Here is a 15,921-nt window from a genome sequence, read left to right as displayed (position 1 = left end):
GCGTTCCCCCACGTCCGGAAGGACCCCCACCCGTGCTCGGCATCCCCACGCACCTCGCTCCGCGAGTGAACGCGTGGTCGACCGTGCGGGCCTTCCACGCAGCGGCCATCGGTTCGCTCGCCGCCGCCGCGATCGCCCTGGTCCTCTACCGGCTGGCCGAACCGGACGTGCGGGTGATCGGCGCCGTGCTGGCGCTGGTCCCGATGCTCGGCATGATCGCCGTGCACGTGCAGTTCGGCACGTGGCGGTCGGCGGTCGCGTTCCTCGTCGTCGGAGGGGTGTGCGCGTGGTGGTTCGCCGTCGTCGTGCAGCGCGAGGTCCCCGCCGGGTGGGTCGCCTCGTACCTGCTCTCCCTGTCGATCATCCCGCTCGTACTGGTGGGCGGTGCCGGCGCGGTCGCCGGCCGGGTGGCGCTGTGGTCGATCGCCGGGTTCCTGGTGGGTCGGGTCGCGACGTCGATCGCGATCGCGCAGGAAGGCGGCCCTTCGCACCCTCTCGCACTCGCGTGGGTGACGCTCGCGTTCGTCATCGCCCTCGTGCTCATCACGAGCCGCAACACCGCCCGCTCCGAGCGTGTGCAGCCCGAGCTGCTCCGTTCCGCGCGTGAGGAGCACGTCTCCGCGTACCGCGCCGGGGTCGAGGCCGAGGCGGCGGCCATCCTGCACGACACGGTCCTCAACCACCTCGGCGCGATCGCCCTCGCGCCCGACGGCCCGATGGACCCGCAGCTCGCCCGCACGGTCGAGGCGGACGTCGCGATGCTCACGGGCAAGGAGTGGCTCGCCCCCGGGGCCCGCCCGGCGCGAGCCGAACCCGGTGCCGCGGTGCGCGCGTTCGAGCAGATGGTCGACGACCACCGTGCGCTCGGACTCACGGTGACCGTCACCGGTGACCCCGCGGCCCTCGTCCGGTTGGACCAGGCGGCGATGACGGCGATCCTCCGTGCCGTCGGCCAGTGCCTGGCGAACGTCCGGAAGCACGCGGGCACCGACGCGGCCGAGGTGAGCGTGTTCGACGACGGGGTGGCGTGCACGGTCATGGTGGTGGACGACGGCCGCGGCTTCGACGAGTCCACGACGAGCCCCGACCGGATGGGCCTGCGCGGATCCGTGCGGGAGCGGATCGGCCGGGTCGGCGGCGACGTCCAGGTGTGGTCGTCGCCGGGCTCGGGGACGAGCGTCATGATGTCCGTGCCGTACGGTGCGGTCACCGGGACGACCCCGGTGCCGAACGCCGGGTCCGAGGTCGGCCGGTGACGCGCCCCGGTGCCGCCCGCGACGTCGGCCGCACCGCGCAGCAGTACGACCCGCTCGGCGCGATGGGGTCCCGCCCGCTGGCGATCGTGCTCGGCGCCTGCGGCGTGCTGTGGGCGCTGTTCGTGTCCGTCTTCGACCGGGACGTCGTCGGCAGCCCCACCCTGAGCGCCCTCACCGTGCTGCTCGTCGCGGCGTCCGGAGCGGTCGTGTTCGTCGCGTCGAGTCCGTTCCGCGCACCGTTCCCGCGCTGGGCCTTCGTGGTGCACGTGCTGCTCCTCGCCGCGGCGACGATCACGAGCGTCGCCGCCCAGTGGGGCCCGGACCGCAGCGCACTGAACGACTTCATGTCCCTGCTCGCCGCGACCGGCATCGTGATGACGGCGCCGTACCGACCCTGGACGGACCTGGCCCTGGGCGGCCTGCTGCTCGCGGTCGTCACCGGGGTCTCGTGGGGCATCGGGGCGTGGGCGTTCCCGCACCACGTCCCGATCGGCGTCGCGGCGTTCCTGGCAGCAGCGCCGACGCTCGTGCTCACCGCGGCCTCGGCGGTGTTCGCGTGGACGTTCGCCGGGCTCGCCGAGCGCGTGCAGATCCGTGCCGGGTCGTACTCGGTCGAGCGCGCGGAGCGCGACGGCATCGACGCCAGCGTGCAGCAGGACCGTTCGACGATCCTCGCCCGCGACGTCGCACCCTTCTTCGCCGAGCTCCGCACGCGCGAGGTCATCACCGACGCCGACCGCGCCCGGGCCCGGTCTATCGCCGACGGCATCCGGCGCTCGATGGTGGCCGACGCCGACCGGACCTGGTTCGAGCAGGCCGTCCGCACCGACGGTGGCACCGACGCCGTCGTCGACGACCCCGACGGGCTCATCGCCACCCTCGACGCCGACCAGCGCACGGTGGTCCGGACGTTCCTGCGGGCCGCACTGCGTGCATCCACGGTCGACCCCGCGGGGTTCCGCGCCACGATCCGACGGACGGGGACGGACGACGGGGCGCGCGGTGACGCGGACGGAGGCGCAAGTGGCGACGAGCGCACCACCGGCACCGCGCAGCCGCCCGCGACGAGCCGCGGCGTGACCGTCGCGATCGACCTCGCCGTCGCCGATTCCGACGTCGGCATCCACCGCACCTTCGACCCCTACTTCGCGGTCCTCCGCGTGACGTTCCCCGATCTGGACGTCGCGGTCCGACCCTCCGCCCTCGCACTAAGGTTCTCGTATGACCAGCACTGACCCGAGCCGGATCACGGATGGTGCGCCCGCCGTCCCGAACCCGGGGACACGACGCGTGCGGCTGGCGATCCTCGACGACCACGAGGTGCTGTTGGACAGCCTGTCGAGCTGGATCGCGGTGAACGCGTTCGACTTCGACCTCGCGCTGACGGCCCACACGTGGCTCGAGATGGTGCACAGCGAGAACTTCCCGACCGACCTGGTGTTCCTCGACTTCCAGCTCAAGGAACCGGTCTCGATCGAGGCCCGCGTGCGCACCTGCCGTGCCGCCGGGGCCAAGGTCATCGTCCTGTCGAGCGTCGACAGCCGAGAGTCCCGCGACCGTGCGCTCGCCGCCGGCGCCGCCGCCTTCCTGTCGAAGTCGCTCCCCATGCGCGAGGTCATGGACGTCGCGCGCGAGATCATGGGTGTCGCGCGGGACACCCCGCCGCAGCGCGACTGGCGGCCGCTGCCGACCGGGGCGAACGCGCACCAGCGACCGAAGCTCAGCCACGGCGAAGAGGAAGCGCTGCGCCTGTACGTGTCGGGCTACTCGACGAACGAGGTCGCCGCGCAGATGAACGTGCAGTACGAGACGGCGAAGACCTACCTGCGCCGCGTGCGCGAGAAGTACAGCAAGGTCGGCCGACCCGCGTCCAAGAAGTCCGACCTCATCCGTCGTGCGGCCGAGGACGGGTTCCTCGCGTAGTGGCGAAGCTCTACTTCCGCTACGGCGCCATGAACAGCGGCAAGAGCACCGGGCTCCTGCAGGCGGCCTACAACTACGAGGAACGCGGTCACCGGGTCCTGCTGGCGAAGCCGTCGGTCGACACCAAGGGCGACCGTGAGATCGTCTCGCGCCTCGGGGTGACGCGCACCGTCGACATCGTGTTCACGCCCGACGCCGACGTCCGCGCGGCGGTCACCGAGGCCGGTGCCACCGACCCCGAGTCCGACCGGCTCGACGGCATGGTCCGGCCGGTCAGCTGCGTGCTCGTCGACGAGGCGCAGTTCCTCACGCCCCGCCAGGTCGACGACCTGCTGCGCATCGCCGTCCTCGACGAGGTGCCGGTCATCACGTACGGCATCCGGACGGACTTCCGCACCGAGGCGTTCCCCGGCAGCGCCCGGCTGCTCGAAGTCGCGCACTCGCTCGAGGAACTCAAGACGATCTGCCGCTGCGGCCGCAAGGCGGTCTTCAACGCCCGCAAGGTCGACGGACGGTTCGTCTTCGACGGATCGCAGGTCGCGATCGACGGCGTGGACGTCACCTACGAGTCGCTCTGCGCCAACTGCTACCTCACGGAGTCCGGCGGACGCCTCGACGGCGACTGACGGGTCCGCCGGCCCACCTCGTGCAGACGCGACCGTCTGCCGGACTGGAGGCGCGGGTCGGCGCCGACCCGCGCCTCCAGGCCCGCACGCGGTGCGGAATGCACGTCGGCCGGGTGGCGTTGGCGACTGCATGAGCGACGCATCCGTGCACCTGTCCGTCCTCGACCTGGCGACCCGCGAGTACGGCCAGTCCAACACCGAAGCCCTGCAGGGCTCCATCGACATGGCGGTGCACGCCGAGAAGCTCGGCTACGAGCGCTTCTGGGTCGCCGAGCACCACGGCATGCCGGGGATCACGTCCTCCGCGCCGGCGGTGCTGCTCAGCGCCGTGGGGGCCGCGACGTCCACCATCCGGATCGGCTCCGGCGGCGTCATGCTCCCGAACCACGCGCCGCTCGTCATCGCGGAGCAGTTCGGCACGCTCCGCGCGCTCTACGGCGACCGGGTCGACCTCGGCCTCGGGCGTGCCCCGGGCACCGACGGCGCGACCGCGATGGCGCTGCGCCGCACGGACCGGCTCGACGTCGACGACTTCCCCGACCGGCTGGCCGACCTGATCGGCTTCTTCACCGGGATGGACCCCGCGAACCCCCTCGCCAGGATCCAAGCGGTGCCGGGCTACGGCGACGTGCCGGAGTTCTGGCTGCTCGGGTCCTCCGGGTACAGCGCGCAGGTCGCCGGTGCCCTCGGCGTCTCGTTCGCCTTCGCGCACCACTTCGCGTCGGACAACACCGAGGCCGCGCTCGCGCTCTACCGTGACTCCTTCCGGCCGTCGCGCTTCCGGCAGACCCCGAACGCGCTGATCGGCGTGCAGGTCGTCACCGACGAGGACCCCGCCGTGATCGACGAGCAGAGTGCCCCGGGCATGATCTCGTTCATCCGGATGCGGCAGGGCGCGAAGCCCGAGCCGGTGTCCATGGAGGAGGCCCGCGCGTACGAGTTCAGCGACCTCGAGCGGCGGTTCATCCAGGCACGGACCGAGCGTCAGGCGTACGGCACCGCGGACGAGGTCGCGGCGAAGATCAACGCCCTCGTGGCGTCGACCGGGGCGAACGGCGTGATCGTCGCTCCTGGCGCGGCCCAGGCGCGGTACCGGCACCAGGCGCTCGACGTGGTGGCGGGGCTGCACGCGGAGGGCCGGCTCGTGGCTGCGGGGGAGGGCGCGTCGGTCTAGCCCGTCCGAGCGGGCGCTCAGTCGAGCAGGCCGAGCCGTGTCGCGGCGGAGATCGCGGCGACGCGGGAGCTGACCTCGAGCTTGCGGAAGACGTTGTAGACGTGTCGTTTGACCGTCCCGATGGCGAGGCCGAGTTCGGCGGCGATCTCGGCGTTGGTACGGGCGCGCGTGATGAGCCGGAGGACCTCGAGCTCCCGGTCGCTCAACAGGGCGGCCGTCCCCGTGTCGGACTGCGTCTCCGCCGTCGACGACGTGGGCGGACGGTCGGACGCCGCCCGGATGATCCGCTCGACGAGTTCACTGCTCGGCGTGGTCTTGGTGAGGAAGTCGGTCGCACCCGCCGCGAGGAGCGTACGGCGGAGGACCGCGTCGCGGTGCATCGTCAGCACGATGACCGCGATGTCCGGACGCGTCCGGCGCAGTGATGCGATCGTGGTCCGAGCGGGCGGCCCGTCGAGTTCGACGTCGAGGAGCAGTACGTCGATGGCCACGGCCTCCGTCGTGGCGAGGACGTCCGCCGGGCGAGCGCCGTGCGCCACGACCCGCAACCCGGACCGTGCGCCGAGGATAGCCGCGAGGCCTTCGCGGAACAGGTCGTGGTCGTCGACGATCGCGACGTGGACCACACCGAAGCCGGTCACACGCCGCCGATCGGGACGATGAGCGCGACGGTGGTCCCGTCGCCCGGTCGGCTCGTGATCGCGAACCGGGCGCCGATCAACCCGGCTCGCTCCTGCATCGTCCGGCGCCCCAACCGGCCCCTGCGCTCCTCGGTGTCGTCGAAGCCCGGTCCGTCGTCCGAGACGGTGACGGTGACGGCGGTGTCGGACCACTCGAAGTGGACGGTCGCGGTCGAGTCCCGCGCGTGCTTCCGCCAGTTCGTCAGCGCCTCCAGCAGGATCGTCAGGGCCTCCTCGGACTTCCAGCTCGGCATCGCCACGGGTGTCCCGTGCGAGCTGATCGAGATCGATGCGTCCTCGGGGAAGAGGTCCGCCGCGTGGCGTGCCAGCGCGGAGTCGAGGAGGTCGTCACCGACCCGGGCGTGCAGGGCGACCGCGAGGTCCTGCACTTCGCCGAGCGCGTCGCGGAGGAGTCGTGCCGCATCCTCGAGGTGTCCGACCCTCGTCGGCGCCGGCGGATCCGTGAAGAGGACGAGGTCGACCCGCTGCACCCCGGCGATGATCGCGTGGGCGATCCGGTCGTGGAGGTCTCGGGCGATCTGCGTCCGTGAGTCCAGGTGCGCGCTGCTCGCCCGCTGCCGGAGCGCTTCGGTGTAGGCGATGGCGCCGGCGGGGAACCGGTTCCAGATGCCCGCGTGGAGCGCGCGGGTGGCTCGCAGGACGTCGGGGACGTCGACGGCACCGACTTCCTCGACGAAGACCGGCAGGTACGCGTCGAAGAGCATCTCCGCTGCGAGCATCGCTCCGGCGGGGTGCTGCGACTGCTCGGCGTGCAGGGTGCCCGTCGCGAGGTGCTCGGGGTCGAGGAACGCATCGCTCACGATGCTGGAACCGTCGCCCGCGGCGTAGCGGGCGTAGGCCTCGTGGATCATCGAGGTGACGTTGTCCTCGAGGCTCTGCGCCAGGTCCGGGTCCGTGGCCAGTTCGGGGAAACGCGCCTCGATCTGTTCGGCTATCGCGATGAGGGGGTCGCTCGGATGTTGCATGACACGGTCAGGTTACCCCAACCCAGCAGTGGCACGAGCCGGAGATCGGACAGTGGAAGATCTGGAGGGTGTCGCCCCGCTCCTGGCTCCACTGTTTTGACGCAGCGCTTCCCGTCAAGCAGCGAGACCATGACTGAGGACAGCGATGCGCAGGGACGCGACACCTACCGGCAGGAACGCGGTGACCAAGCCGAGCGGAATGAAGACCGCACTAGGAACTCGCTGCGTCCCCAGTGCTATGACGCCCACGACGGACGCGGCCGACCATGCGGCAGCGAACGTGCCCGTCGCAGCAAGGAGCAACCCTTCGAGCAGGGGGTGCCCGTGCATCGCGACGAAGCTGATGAAACCGAAAACGGCCACGGTGCAAGCCAGCACCACGGCTGCACCGATCAGAGCGGGCCGACGATACTGCTGCATGGAAGGACGACGGAGGACGGCTGCCATCACGAACCCGGCTCCGGCCAGCACGGCGATCTGCGCGACCAGACCCAGCCAGCTGGGCGCAAGTAGATTCGCGCGGGCGGAGAAGTTCGTGGCCAGCCCGCTCAGCACAGCTGAGTACCCCGCGGCGGCGGCGAATGCGATGGACCCGGACAATCGTCTCACCCGAGGCCCGCCTTGTCGTAGAGCTGCTTCACAGCGCTAGCGGCGAAGGTCTCGAGCTCGGAGTCCGTCGGGAATGCCTTGAAATCGACGAATGCAAATACGCTGGCGAAGTTCGTGAACGAAGCAGACCGGAAAACATCCTTGACGGCAGCGACCGCGACAGCACGGCTTCCGAAGCGCGCGTTCAAGAAGGCTGCTAAACGGTCCTCCGCCCGGGCGTTCGCCACGTAGACCGCACGGAAAGCGTCGTCCGCAGCTAGTCCGCCCCTCGTTGCGTGGCCAACAAGCCAGCCGTCTGCATCGCCGAACAGGTCGCTTTCACCGAAGGTGTTCTCGTCGTCTTTGACTCCAAGGTGTGCCGACACGAAGCTCTCGATGTCTGGATTTCCTGCTGCCCTGTACTTGCCCCAGAACGTCGCGAGATCAAGGGCCCAGCCTCCCAGATCGCCCTTTCCGAGCAAGCTCGAATGTGCGTGGTCTCCCCAGTGCAGGACGCCCTGTGCTGTCGCGGCCATGTGCGCCGGATCATGTGGCATGTTCGCAAGGACCGCCGTTACGTCCGGGAATGTACTGTCTATCTCCCCACGTACCCGTGAGTGCGCCAGCCCCAGATCACCCGGAGCATTCTGGAGCCGAGGCAAATAGGCATTGAATGCCGCGGCAAACGACTTGCCTACTTGCGCCGAATCGTAATAGCGTTGCATCAGGAATCCCAGCGTGTGGATGCTTGCAACATCTTCCGCCGGCTCCAAAGCTTCTCGGGAAGCGACCTTCGCGGCCACGTATTGAATCTTCGACACGTCGAACTGGGCCGACCAAATCTCCTCAGAGTATGCGGGAGAAAGCGACACGTCGGCGCGCGTCGCTGGAGCCGCAGAACTGGATACCGCATTCCGATCGATGTTCTGGCTCTTGTCTTCCTTTATCTGGTTGTACCACCAACCCCGAGGCATCGGGTAGCCGAGGTTGCCTGAGTACCCCGTCGACATACCGCTCACCCAGATGGCGTCGGCAAGGCCCATAGACGCAACCTCCGCTGCGACGTTCCTCGTAGCGTAGACCCCGATGCGATACGGCCGTACTGACGCTTTGAGTCCGTTTCGGAAGCCCACGAAGTACGGCCGGATGCGGGTCTGAATTTCGGCGCCGAACGCGTCGTAGTCCACCGCAACGAAGATCACTGTGTTTTCGGTGAAGCCAAGTTGTCGTGCTCTGAGGCTTGCGGCGTAGCCGTCCTCATAGCCGAAGTCCTCACGGAAGAACTCGGCGGCATTGTTCCAGTTCTGCATGACCGGCGAGACCCGAAAGCCAGCACTGAACAAGGTGTCCAGTTCGCCCCTCGCGATGCTCTTGGCGGCAACGGTGAGATAGCGAAGGATGACGTCAAACCCTTGGGTGCGAAGCGAGGCTGCCATCTCCTTGGACACCTTCGTGGTGGTGTCGACTCCTCGCACCGGACGGTCCGGGTTTCCCGTGCTAACGAGTAGCGCAGCCCACGTATCGAAGTCGCCTCGCCCAGTCTGTTCGAGGAGCATGAAGCTCTGGTACTTCCGAACTGAGGCCTCCAGTGTGCTGTTGAACGAACCGGTTCGCGTCACGCTTTCGCCATTGAACAGCAATGCCAACTGGAAGAGCGAGACAAACTTTTTTGCGCCATCCGCTGACCCAGGGCCCACATTCGCTTGATTTCGAAGCCCAGACTGGGTGCTTGGGCCGAAGTTCCCGTTCGCAGCGCTGTCCGAGATGCCGATCTCGTATTGAATACCGAGCATGAAACCGAACTGAACGTCGCGGCTGTAAATCCCATCGCAAGGGACAAGTCGATAACCCGAGTGGGACGAATAGCGTCCATTGAGCCACTGCTGTGCTTGGCGCACCGCCGCGCTTCCGCCGGACAGCATGGTGTAGGCGTCCAGCGTCAAGAGAGACCGCATAAGTTTCACGTCGACGTCAGTTCCGCTGGTTACGCCGAGGCGAGCGCGGATCGTCGACACCGACGACGATGTTGCGTCCGCCCATGTGCCGAAGGTTGCTCCCGCTGCATACCCTTTACACCAGAGAGCGGCATTGCAGCAGCCCGATCACGTTCTTGTACTTCGAGGAAGACGAGAGCTTGTTGATCTTGGAGACGTATGCAGAAGCGGTGCCTTCTCCGAAGTTGTTGGACAACGCGCTGATCCCGAGCTCGTGCTGGAGACCCTTCGTGATCGCGTACATCGTTGCCCATCCCGGGATGCCGTCCGCGGATATTACCTCGTACCCCTTGATGGACCGGTAGCGGGTGTTCAACCAGTTCTGCGCGGCCTGCACTTGCGCATCCATCAGTTGACTCCTTGAAGTCGAGGAGCAGTTGTCGAAAGTCCGCCACTCGTTCGTGAGGTCTCTGTCATGCTCGCTGCCGGTCGGATTCGCGCGAAGTGCTCGCTCGTGAGTTGGAGTGAGACCGCGGCCTATTGAGGTGCGTGCCCCTGTACAAGGTCAGTCGCGAAGGTCAGCTCGGCGGACACCGAGTGGCCCGGCAACAGGTCGTGGATCAGGCGAAGACTGAGGCTTCCGGGCCCGGATGAGTCGAGTTCCAAATCGAGTGCAGTCTGCCCCTGGGACGGGACGGATGGATCCACTACTCGAGATAACGAGCACGCTCTGACTATCTCAGGGTCATAGCTCACCGCGATGAGCGCGCCGACAGGGAGCGCTCCTGGACCTTCATTGAGTACCGTGATGACCGAAGGAAGATCGTACTCGCCATCAGTCAGACGAATCGACGTCCATCCGACCGACAGGATGGGGCGGAACGCGGGTGCGGGAAGTTCGACCGAGGCCGGACGGTCGACAGGTGTGCGCGTCGTGCCTGTGCTTGTCTCGATCAACATCGCTGACGGCCTGAGAGCGCCGATGCCGTCATTCATCAGAGGTCCTACGCTGGCGAGGGGGAGGGCGAGTGCGCCTCCACGCTCCGCGTCACTGATTTCCTGGGGAAGAGTGACTGTCACGCTTCCGGCCTGACGACGGGTAGGGCAGGCGATCGTGCTCTTCCCGAACGACAGCATGGCGTCGTCGAGGGTGTCCGAGAAGCCCCGCTCGTCGAAGGTCAAGGTGAAGGAGGCCCCAGCCAACGCGGCGATAGCGGGTACGGTGACCACGATTGGGGCGGTATTTTCGTAACGGATGCGGTGCGCCGTGTCGAACGTGGAGGTGGTCGTTACCGCGACGTCGAATGGCGGCACGACGGTTCCTGCTTGCGCTGGAGAGGTCTCGAGAGAAGCGACCACCCATGCCGACGCGACTGCACCGCTCGTTGCGATCATGGATCGTCGGCTCATGCCTCGCCGTTTCGGGACGTCCGTACCTGTGGAGTGATGCACTCTCGGAAAGCTAGCGAGCTCAGGCGGACGATCAGGCAAGGGATCTGGCAGATGTGTCTGGAGACGCATCGGCGCTCCTAGCGAACTGTCCTCTGGACAGCTTCAGTTGCGCGACGAGACGACGGAAGCCTGGCGTCCATCGACGCCAGGCTTCCGGTGTTACTTACTGTCTCAACACAGTGTCGGGGTGACAGGATTTGAACCTGCGACCTCCTCGTCCCGAACGAGGCGCGCTACCAAGCTGCGCCACACCCCGCGGTGTGTTCGCTTCTCTCGAAGCGACGGATCGAGTCTACACGACCGGATGGGTGGTCTTGACCACGCACGTGGCGGCACTGTGTCCTGCGATGCATTGCGGGTTGTCGACTTGCACCGGCGGGTCTCTGCTGCCAGCTTCGACCCGGGGCGGCGATCATCATTCGTAGGGGGAGTCGCCTCGTCGTACAGAGCTCAGCGCGTCACATGACGCATGAAGCCCTACCAGCTTGGTGGGGAAGGAAGGGTGTGCACCCATGGAAACGAAGAAGCGTTTTGCCCTGATTGCGGCTTCGGCAGCGGTTGCGATGGGACTCGTGATCGGTCCGGCCGCGTCGGCCTCGGCTGCGACGACTTCGACGATCGAAGGAAGCGTCCCGAAGAACGGCGGCAACGCGTTCTTCGAGCGGGGGCGATCCCACAGCTCGGGTCCGATCAAGGTGTCGATGTCCTCGTACAACGGGTGCGGTAGCCAACTCGTCATGGCCCTCCGCAACGGCCCGAGCGCCGGCGCGACGCGTGTCACGAACGTCGTTCAGTTCAAGAAGCTGAACACGACGTACACGTTCACGAAGAAGGGTTCGACCTCGACGACCATCCCGAGCGGGACGTATTACATCACGGCGGCGCTGGTCGAGCCCGGCGCTGGCTGCCCTGGGCAGAACCAGCTGCCGTTCTCCGGCAAGATCACCATCTGAGTCGGACACGAACTGGCGACGCGATCCGGGAGGGCAGCAGATCGTCCCCTGGAGCACTCGAGTGGCCCCGCTGCACTGGTAGCGGGGCCACTTCCAGCTTGGCCGGTCAGGCTCGGGCGGTCAGGGTGACCACGACGGCCTCGGGTCGGCAGGCGAAGCGGACCGGCGCGTAGATCGACGTGCCCAGGCCCGCAGAGACCTCGAGCCACGACCAGTGCCCACGGTGCTGCCACTTGTGCAGCCCGCTGACGTACCGACGCGGCAGGTCGCAGTTCGTGACGAGGGCACCCACGCCGGGGACCTGGACCTGTCCGCCGTGGGTGTGCCCGGCGAAGATGACGTCGGCGCCCTGGGTGACGAAGGCGTCGAGCACCCGGCGGTACGGCGCGTGGGTGATGCCGAGGGCGACGGGGGAGGGGCCGTCCTCGTCCTCCGACCAGGGCACGTCGCCGCGCATCTCGTCGACGTTGGTCGGCAGCAGGTCGAGCCGGTCCCAGTCGCGGTGGGCGTCCGACGTCCCGAAGAGCTCGAACCGCGACCCGCGGAGTTCGATGGCGTGTGCCTGGTCGTTCACGTCCAGCCAGCCGAGGGACTCGAAGAACGCCGTCTGCCGGTCGATGTCGAGCTCGACCGGACGGGTGCCGTGCTTGTGGGTGCTCGGACCGCCGAAGTACTTGAGCGGGTTGCGCGGCGTCGGCCCGTAGAAGTCGTTCGACCCGTGCGCGAACGCCCCGGGGACGCCGCGGAACGGCTCGAGCGCGTACTCCACCGCAGCGTTGGCCGTGGGGTGCCCGAGGTTGTCGCCGGTGTTGACGATGAAGTCGGGCTCGACGAGGCTCAGGTCACGCAGCCACTGCTGCTTGTCGGCCTGCCACGGCGCCATATGGATGTCGGACAGGTGCAGCACGGTGACGTCGCGCGACCCCGGCGGGAGCACCGGGATGGTCTCCCACCGGATACCGAACCGACGTCGCTCGACGAGCGTGCCCCAGGCCGCCGACGCGGCACCGACGGCCGCGCCCGCTGCGATGACCCCCAGCGCAGCGCGACCGCGACTCACTTGCAGTCCTTGGGCGCCTTGCCGTTCTTGTCGCCGTAGAGGGTCAGCGTCACCGCGGAGTCCTTGCTCGCCGCGGCGTGCACGCCCGGGTCGACCGAGGCCACACGGCACGTCTTACCGGCGCCGCCCTTCTCGTAGGAGCCTGAGATGTTCACGTTCGTGAAGCCGAGCTGGTTGAGCTTGGAGCGGGCGGTGTCGAGCGTTGCGCCGGCGATGGCGGGCATGACGATCTGCGATCCGTCGGAGGTGTACACCGTGACGCTCGCGCCCTTCGACAGGAACGAACCGCTCGCGGGGGAGGTCGCCTTCACGGTGCCGGCCTTCTCGGAACCCGGCTGCGAGCCGCCGTCGACGTACGTGAACCCAGCGCCCGCAATTGCTGAACGGGCTTCCTCGACGGTCTTCCCCGCGACGTCGGGGATTTGGATGCTGTTCCCGCGGATCGATGACGACGACGGATCAGTGAAGGCGCCCCCCGGGTACGCGGCGTTCACCGGGGTCTGCGCCTGGCGCCAGACGTCGGCACGGACGCCGGCGTACGTGCCGTTCACACCATTGCTGAAGTGACGGAGGTTGATCTTCTTGCCGTCGGTGTTGCCCTGCCAGTACGCGGTCGCGACGCGGGTGCTCGCGCCGACGAGCCAGATCTGCTCAGCCTCGTCCGTGGTACCGGTCTTGGCGAACATCTGCGTGCCGTCGTAGGTCTGCGCGCCGCGAGCGGTACCGCTCGTGATCGTCCGCTTCATCGCGTACACCGCGGTCTGCGCGACCGCGGGGTCGATGGCCTGCTTGCAGTCCTTCGGCTGTCCGCCGAGCTGCTTACCGTCGGCGTTCGTGATCTGCTCGACCGCCACCGGGGCGCAGAAGAGGCCGTTGTTCGCGATACCGGCGTAGGCGGCGGCCATCGTGAGCGGCGCGATCTCGTTCGTACCGAGGATGAAGGACGGATTCGTGGTCAGCTCGCCGCCGTCGGCACGGTGCACGCCGAAGTTCTGCGCAACGCTCTTGATCTCGCAGAGATCGAGCTTCTGTGCCATTGAGGCGAATGCGCCGTTGATCGAACCAGCGGTGGCTCCGATGACGCTGTAGTTTCCGTTCTCGCCAGGCGAGTCGTTCGAGACGTCGAACTGCGTGTAGTCGGTTTGACCACAGATATTCCACGGCGACACCACCCGCGCCGTGCCGTTCACCGTTTCGTTGAGCCCGTGCCCGGCCTTGATCCAGTCGAGCAGTGTGAACGCCTTGAAGGTCGAACCCGTCTGGAAGCCGTTCGAGTTGCCGTACTTCTTGTCGACGCTGTAGTTCAGCGAGGTCGCGGTGGGCGGGGACTGCAGGGACTGGTCGTAGTCCTTGTTCTGCGCCATCGTCAGGATGCGTCCGGTGCCGACCTCGACCGAGTCGAGCGTGGCTCCGAGCGCGATCCGGGTCTCCGCCTTGTTGTCGTACGTGTTCAGGATCTGCTTCTGCTGCGCGTTCAGGTCGATGTCCAGCGTTGTCTGGATCTTGTACCCGCCGTTGCGCCATGCAGCATCGCGGTCCTTCTGGGTGGCGCCGAGCTGCGACATCTCCTTGACGACCTTGACCGCGTAGTCGCAGAAGAACTGCGAGCCGTCGCCGACAGAGGCGCGGCATCCCTGGGACGGCTGCGTCAGGTGGACGTAGTCCTTCGGGTTCGACTTGACGGCTTCGTCGTACTCGGCCTTCGTCAGGTGCTTCTGCGCGTACATCGACTTGAGGATGACGTTGCGGCGAGCGACGTTGGCGTCGTAGTACTTCGGGTTCGACAGGTTGCGCGTGTTCGGCGACTGCACGATCGCGAGGATCGAGGCGGCCTCGGCCGGGGTCAGGTCGGTCGCGCTCTTGTTGTAGTAGTGCTGCGCGGCGGCCTGCACGCCGTAGGTCTGGTCGCCGAAGTACGCGATGTTGAGGTACCCGGTGAGGATCTCCTTGTGGGTGTACTTCTTGGCGAGCCCGATCGCGAGCTTCATCTCCTCGAGCTTGCGGGGGATGGAGGTCTCGGTCGCTTCTTGGTAGGCCTTGAGCTGCTCTTCCTTCGTCGGGAGCTCGAGCGCCTGGTTCATCTTGATGTTGCGGACGAGCTGCATGGTCAGCGTCGACCCACCGCCCGACTCGCCGAGGCCGCCCGCGAGGGAGCCCACGCCCGCGCGGACGAGCGAGGTCATGTCGACGCCGCCGTGGTCGTAGAAGCGCTTGTCCTCGCCGTCGATCGCCGCGTTCTTCAGCTGGTCGCTGATCTGGTCGAACTTCAGCTCCTGACGGTTCTGGTCGTAGACCGTCGCGAAGTGCACGCTCTTGCCGCCCTGGTACGCGTACAGCTCGTTGCGCTGCGGGAGGTCACCGATCTCGATGTACTCCGGCAGGGACTCGAACACGCCGATCGTCGACGTCGTCGTGACACCGGCGACCGCGATGGCTGGGGTGACACCGATCGTGACGAGCAGACCGGCGAGCACGCTGAAACCGACGAAACCGACGAAGGCGCCGACTGCAGAGACGGGCTTGGTCCGCGAGGCAGACGTCTTCTGGGCAGACATAGGATGCAGCCTAAACGACACCGCCGACTGAAAGGCTGGCAAGGATCTCCATGACTCGCTGGGAATACCTCACGACCCCGTTGATCATCCACAACACCACCGCCATCCTCAACAACTTCGGTGACGAGGGGTGGGAACTCGTCCAGGTCGTCACCGGCCCCGAGGGCGGACTCGTCGCCTACCTGAAGCGCCCGAAGGCCGACGCATGACCATCGCGGACCGGCTCGCCGAGCTCGGGCTGACCCTGCCGGCGGTCGCGGCCCCCGTCGCGGCCTACGTGCCCGCCGTCGTCACCGGCCGGTACGTCTACACGGCCGGTCAGCTGCCGTTCGTGGACGGTTCGCTGCCGGTCACCGGCAAGGTGGGCGGCACGGTCGACGCCGAGACCGCCACCGCCCAGGCGCGGGTGGCGGCACTCAACGCCCTCGCCGCCGTCGAGTCGGTCGCCGGTTCGCTCGAACGGGTCGCCCGGATCGTCAAGGTCACGGTGTTCGTCGCGTCCGACGCGTCCTTCACCGGGCAGCCGGGTGTCGCGAACGGCGCATCGACGCTCGTCGGCGACGTGTTCGGTGATGCCGGCGTCCACGCGCGGAGCGCGGTGGGCGTCGCCGTGCTCCCGCTTGACGCGCCGGTCGAGGTGGAGCTGGTGGTGGAGCTCACCGACTGACGGACCGTCAGCAGCGCACGTCACGCGAGCCGCGCCTCCAGTCCGAACGGACAGGAGGCGCGGCTCG

The 15,921-nt window shown here is 67.6% G+C and carries 16 protein-coding genes and 1 tRNA gene; 8 read left to right on the top strand and 9 right to left on the bottom strand.

Annotated features, from left to right (window positions below):
* Positions 1-32 precede the first annotated feature (32 nt).
* From QE359_RS16575 to QE359_RS16555, 5 genes are all read left to right on the top strand, one after another.
* Positions 33-1,256: an ATP-binding protein gene (locus tag QE359_RS16575; RefSeq protein WP_309779992.1), complete on the top strand. Its 1,224-nt coding sequence runs from the start codon at positions 33-35 to the stop codon at positions 1,254-1,256.
* Positions 1,253-2,491: a hypothetical protein gene (locus QE359_RS16570; RefSeq protein ID WP_309779991.1), complete on the top strand. Its 1,239-nt coding sequence runs from the start codon at positions 1,253-1,255 to the stop codon at positions 2,489-2,491. The genes QE359_RS16575 and QE359_RS16570 overlap by 4 nt, the downstream gene beginning before the upstream one ends.
* Positions 2,478-3,179 (top strand): response regulator transcription factor, encoded by a 702-nt coding sequence (locus tag QE359_RS16565; RefSeq protein ID WP_229086463.1) that lies wholly within the window; start codon positions 2,478-2,480, stop codon positions 3,177-3,179. The genes QE359_RS16570 and QE359_RS16565 overlap by 14 nt, the downstream gene beginning before the upstream one ends.
* Positions 3,179-3,805: a thymidine kinase gene (locus QE359_RS16560; protein ID WP_071295952.1), complete on the top strand. Its 627-nt coding sequence runs from the start codon at positions 3,179-3,181 to the stop codon at positions 3,803-3,805. Before QE359_RS16565 ends, QE359_RS16560 begins: the two co-directional genes overlap by 1 nt.
* Positions 3,806-3,935: 130 nt before the next feature.
* Positions 3,936-4,979 carry an LLM class flavin-dependent oxidoreductase gene (locus tag QE359_RS16555; RefSeq protein WP_261647349.1) on the top strand — a complete coding sequence of 348 codons (1,044 nt, stop codon included), beginning with the start codon at positions 3,936-3,938 and terminating at the stop codon, positions 4,977-4,979.
* A 17-nt stretch (positions 4,980-4,996) separates the two neighbouring features.
* Here QE359_RS16555 and QE359_RS16550 read toward each other — a convergent pair whose 3' ends face one another.
* The 7 genes from QE359_RS16550 to QE359_RS16520 all read right to left on the bottom strand — a co-directional run bounded on the left by QE359_RS16550 (position 4,997) and on the right by QE359_RS16520 (position 10,875).
* Entirely contained in the window at positions 4,997-5,620 is a 624-nt protein-coding gene (locus QE359_RS16550; RefSeq protein ID WP_309779990.1) for a response regulator transcription factor, read from the bottom strand.
* Positions 5,617-6,645 carry an ATP-binding protein gene (locus QE359_RS16545; RefSeq protein ID WP_309779989.1) on the bottom strand — a complete coding sequence of 343 codons (1,029 nt, stop codon included), beginning with the start codon at positions 6,643-6,645 and terminating at the stop codon, positions 5,617-5,619. The genes QE359_RS16550 and QE359_RS16545 overlap by 4 nt, the downstream gene beginning before the upstream one ends.
* A 114-nt stretch (positions 6,646-6,759) precedes the next feature.
* On the bottom strand, positions 6,760-7,245 hold the full coding sequence (locus tag QE359_RS16540; RefSeq protein ID WP_309779988.1) for a hypothetical protein: 486 nt from the start codon (positions 7,243-7,245) through the stop codon (positions 6,760-6,762).
* 5 nt (positions 7,246-7,250) lie between these two features.
* The gene (locus QE359_RS16535; RefSeq protein WP_309779987.1) at positions 7,251-9,248 is read right to left on the bottom strand and encodes a glycoside hydrolase domain-containing protein; all 1,998 of its coding nucleotides are present in this window, start codon (positions 9,246-9,248) and stop codon (positions 7,251-7,253) included.
* A gap of 55 nt (positions 9,249-9,303) precedes the next feature.
* Positions 9,304-9,576: a hypothetical protein gene (locus tag QE359_RS16530; RefSeq protein ID WP_309779986.1), complete on the bottom strand. Its 273-nt coding sequence runs from the start codon at positions 9,574-9,576 to the stop codon at positions 9,304-9,306.
* Between the two features lie 128 nt (positions 9,577-9,704).
* The gene (locus QE359_RS16525) at positions 9,705-10,562 is read right to left on the bottom strand and encodes a hypothetical protein (protein ID WP_309779985.1); all 858 of its coding nucleotides are present in this window, start codon (positions 10,560-10,562) and stop codon (positions 9,705-9,707) included.
* Positions 10,563-10,801: 239 nt separating this feature from the next.
* A tRNA-Pro gene (locus QE359_RS16520) sits at positions 10,802-10,875 on the bottom strand.
* A gap of 256 nt (positions 10,876-11,131) precedes the next feature.
* Between QE359_RS16520 and QE359_RS16515 the strand changes: the two genes are divergently transcribed.
* Entirely contained in the window at positions 11,132-11,572 is a 441-nt protein-coding gene (locus QE359_RS16515) for a hypothetical protein (RefSeq protein ID WP_309779984.1), read from the top strand.
* Between the two features lie 106 nt (positions 11,573-11,678).
* Here the strand turns inward: QE359_RS16515 and QE359_RS16510 are convergent, their stop codons facing one another.
* Entirely contained in the window at positions 11,679-12,632 is a 954-nt protein-coding gene (locus QE359_RS16510) for a metallophosphoesterase (RefSeq protein WP_309779983.1), read from the bottom strand.
* Positions 12,629-15,187 (bottom strand): transglycosylase domain-containing protein, encoded by a 2,559-nt coding sequence (locus QE359_RS16505; RefSeq protein ID WP_309779982.1) that lies wholly within the window; start codon positions 15,185-15,187, stop codon positions 12,629-12,631. Before QE359_RS16505 ends, QE359_RS16510 begins: the two co-directional genes overlap by 4 nt.
* Positions 15,188-15,237: 50 nt before the next feature.
* On the opposite strand from QE359_RS16505, the gene QE359_RS16500 reads away from it, so the two are divergent.
* A complete protein-coding gene (locus QE359_RS16500) occupies positions 15,238-15,396 on the top strand; it encodes a hypothetical protein (protein WP_022907077.1) in 159 nt (52 codons plus the stop codon).
* Positions 15,393-15,854, top strand: coding sequence for a RidA family protein (locus QE359_RS16495; protein ID WP_309779981.1), 462 nt, complete (start codon positions 15,393-15,395; stop codon positions 15,852-15,854). The genes QE359_RS16500 and QE359_RS16495 overlap by 4 nt, the downstream gene beginning before the upstream one ends.
* Positions 15,855-15,921: the final 67 nt, after the last annotated feature.

The organism is Curtobacterium sp. SORGH_AS_0776, assembly GCF_031453355.1.
Lineage (GTDB): Bacteria > Actinomycetota > Actinomycetes > Actinomycetales > Microbacteriaceae > Curtobacterium.
Note: the sequence above shows the minus strand (reverse complement) of the source record. Positions and strands in the feature narration are given on the sequence as shown.

Excerpts from the sequence above, each read along its gene's own strand:
- QE359_RS16565 (WP_229086463.1), top strand. The coding sequence starts at position 2,478 with ATGACCAGCACTGACCCGAGCCGGATCACGGATGGTGCGCCCGCCGTC.
- QE359_RS16555 (WP_261647349.1), top strand. The coding sequence starts at position 3,936 with ATGAGCGACGCATCCGTGCACCTGTCCGTCCTCGACCTGGCGACCCGC.
- QE359_RS16545 (WP_309779989.1), bottom strand. The coding sequence starts at position 6,645 with ATGCAACATCCGAGCGACCCCCTCATCGCGATAGCCGAACAGATCGAG.
- QE359_RS16530 (WP_309779986.1), bottom strand. The coding sequence starts at position 9,576 with ATGGATGCGCAAGTGCAGGCCGCGCAGAACTGGTTGAACACCCGCTAC.
- QE359_RS16525 (WP_309779985.1), bottom strand. The coding sequence starts at position 10,562 with ATGATCGCAACGAGCGGTGCAGTCGCGTCGGCATGGGTGGTCGCTTCT.
- QE359_RS16515 (WP_309779984.1), top strand. The coding sequence starts at position 11,132 with ATGGAAACGAAGAAGCGTTTTGCCCTGATTGCGGCTTCGGCAGCGGTT.
- QE359_RS16505 (WP_309779982.1), bottom strand. The coding sequence starts at position 15,187 with ATGTCTGCCCAGAAGACGTCTGCCTCGCGGACCAAGCCCGTCTCTGCA.
- QE359_RS16500 (WP_022907077.1), top strand. The coding sequence starts at position 15,238 with ATGACTCGCTGGGAATACCTCACGACCCCGTTGATCATCCACAACACC.
- QE359_RS16495 (WP_309779981.1), top strand. The coding sequence starts at position 15,393 with ATGACCATCGCGGACCGGCTCGCCGAGCTCGGGCTGACCCTGCCGGCG.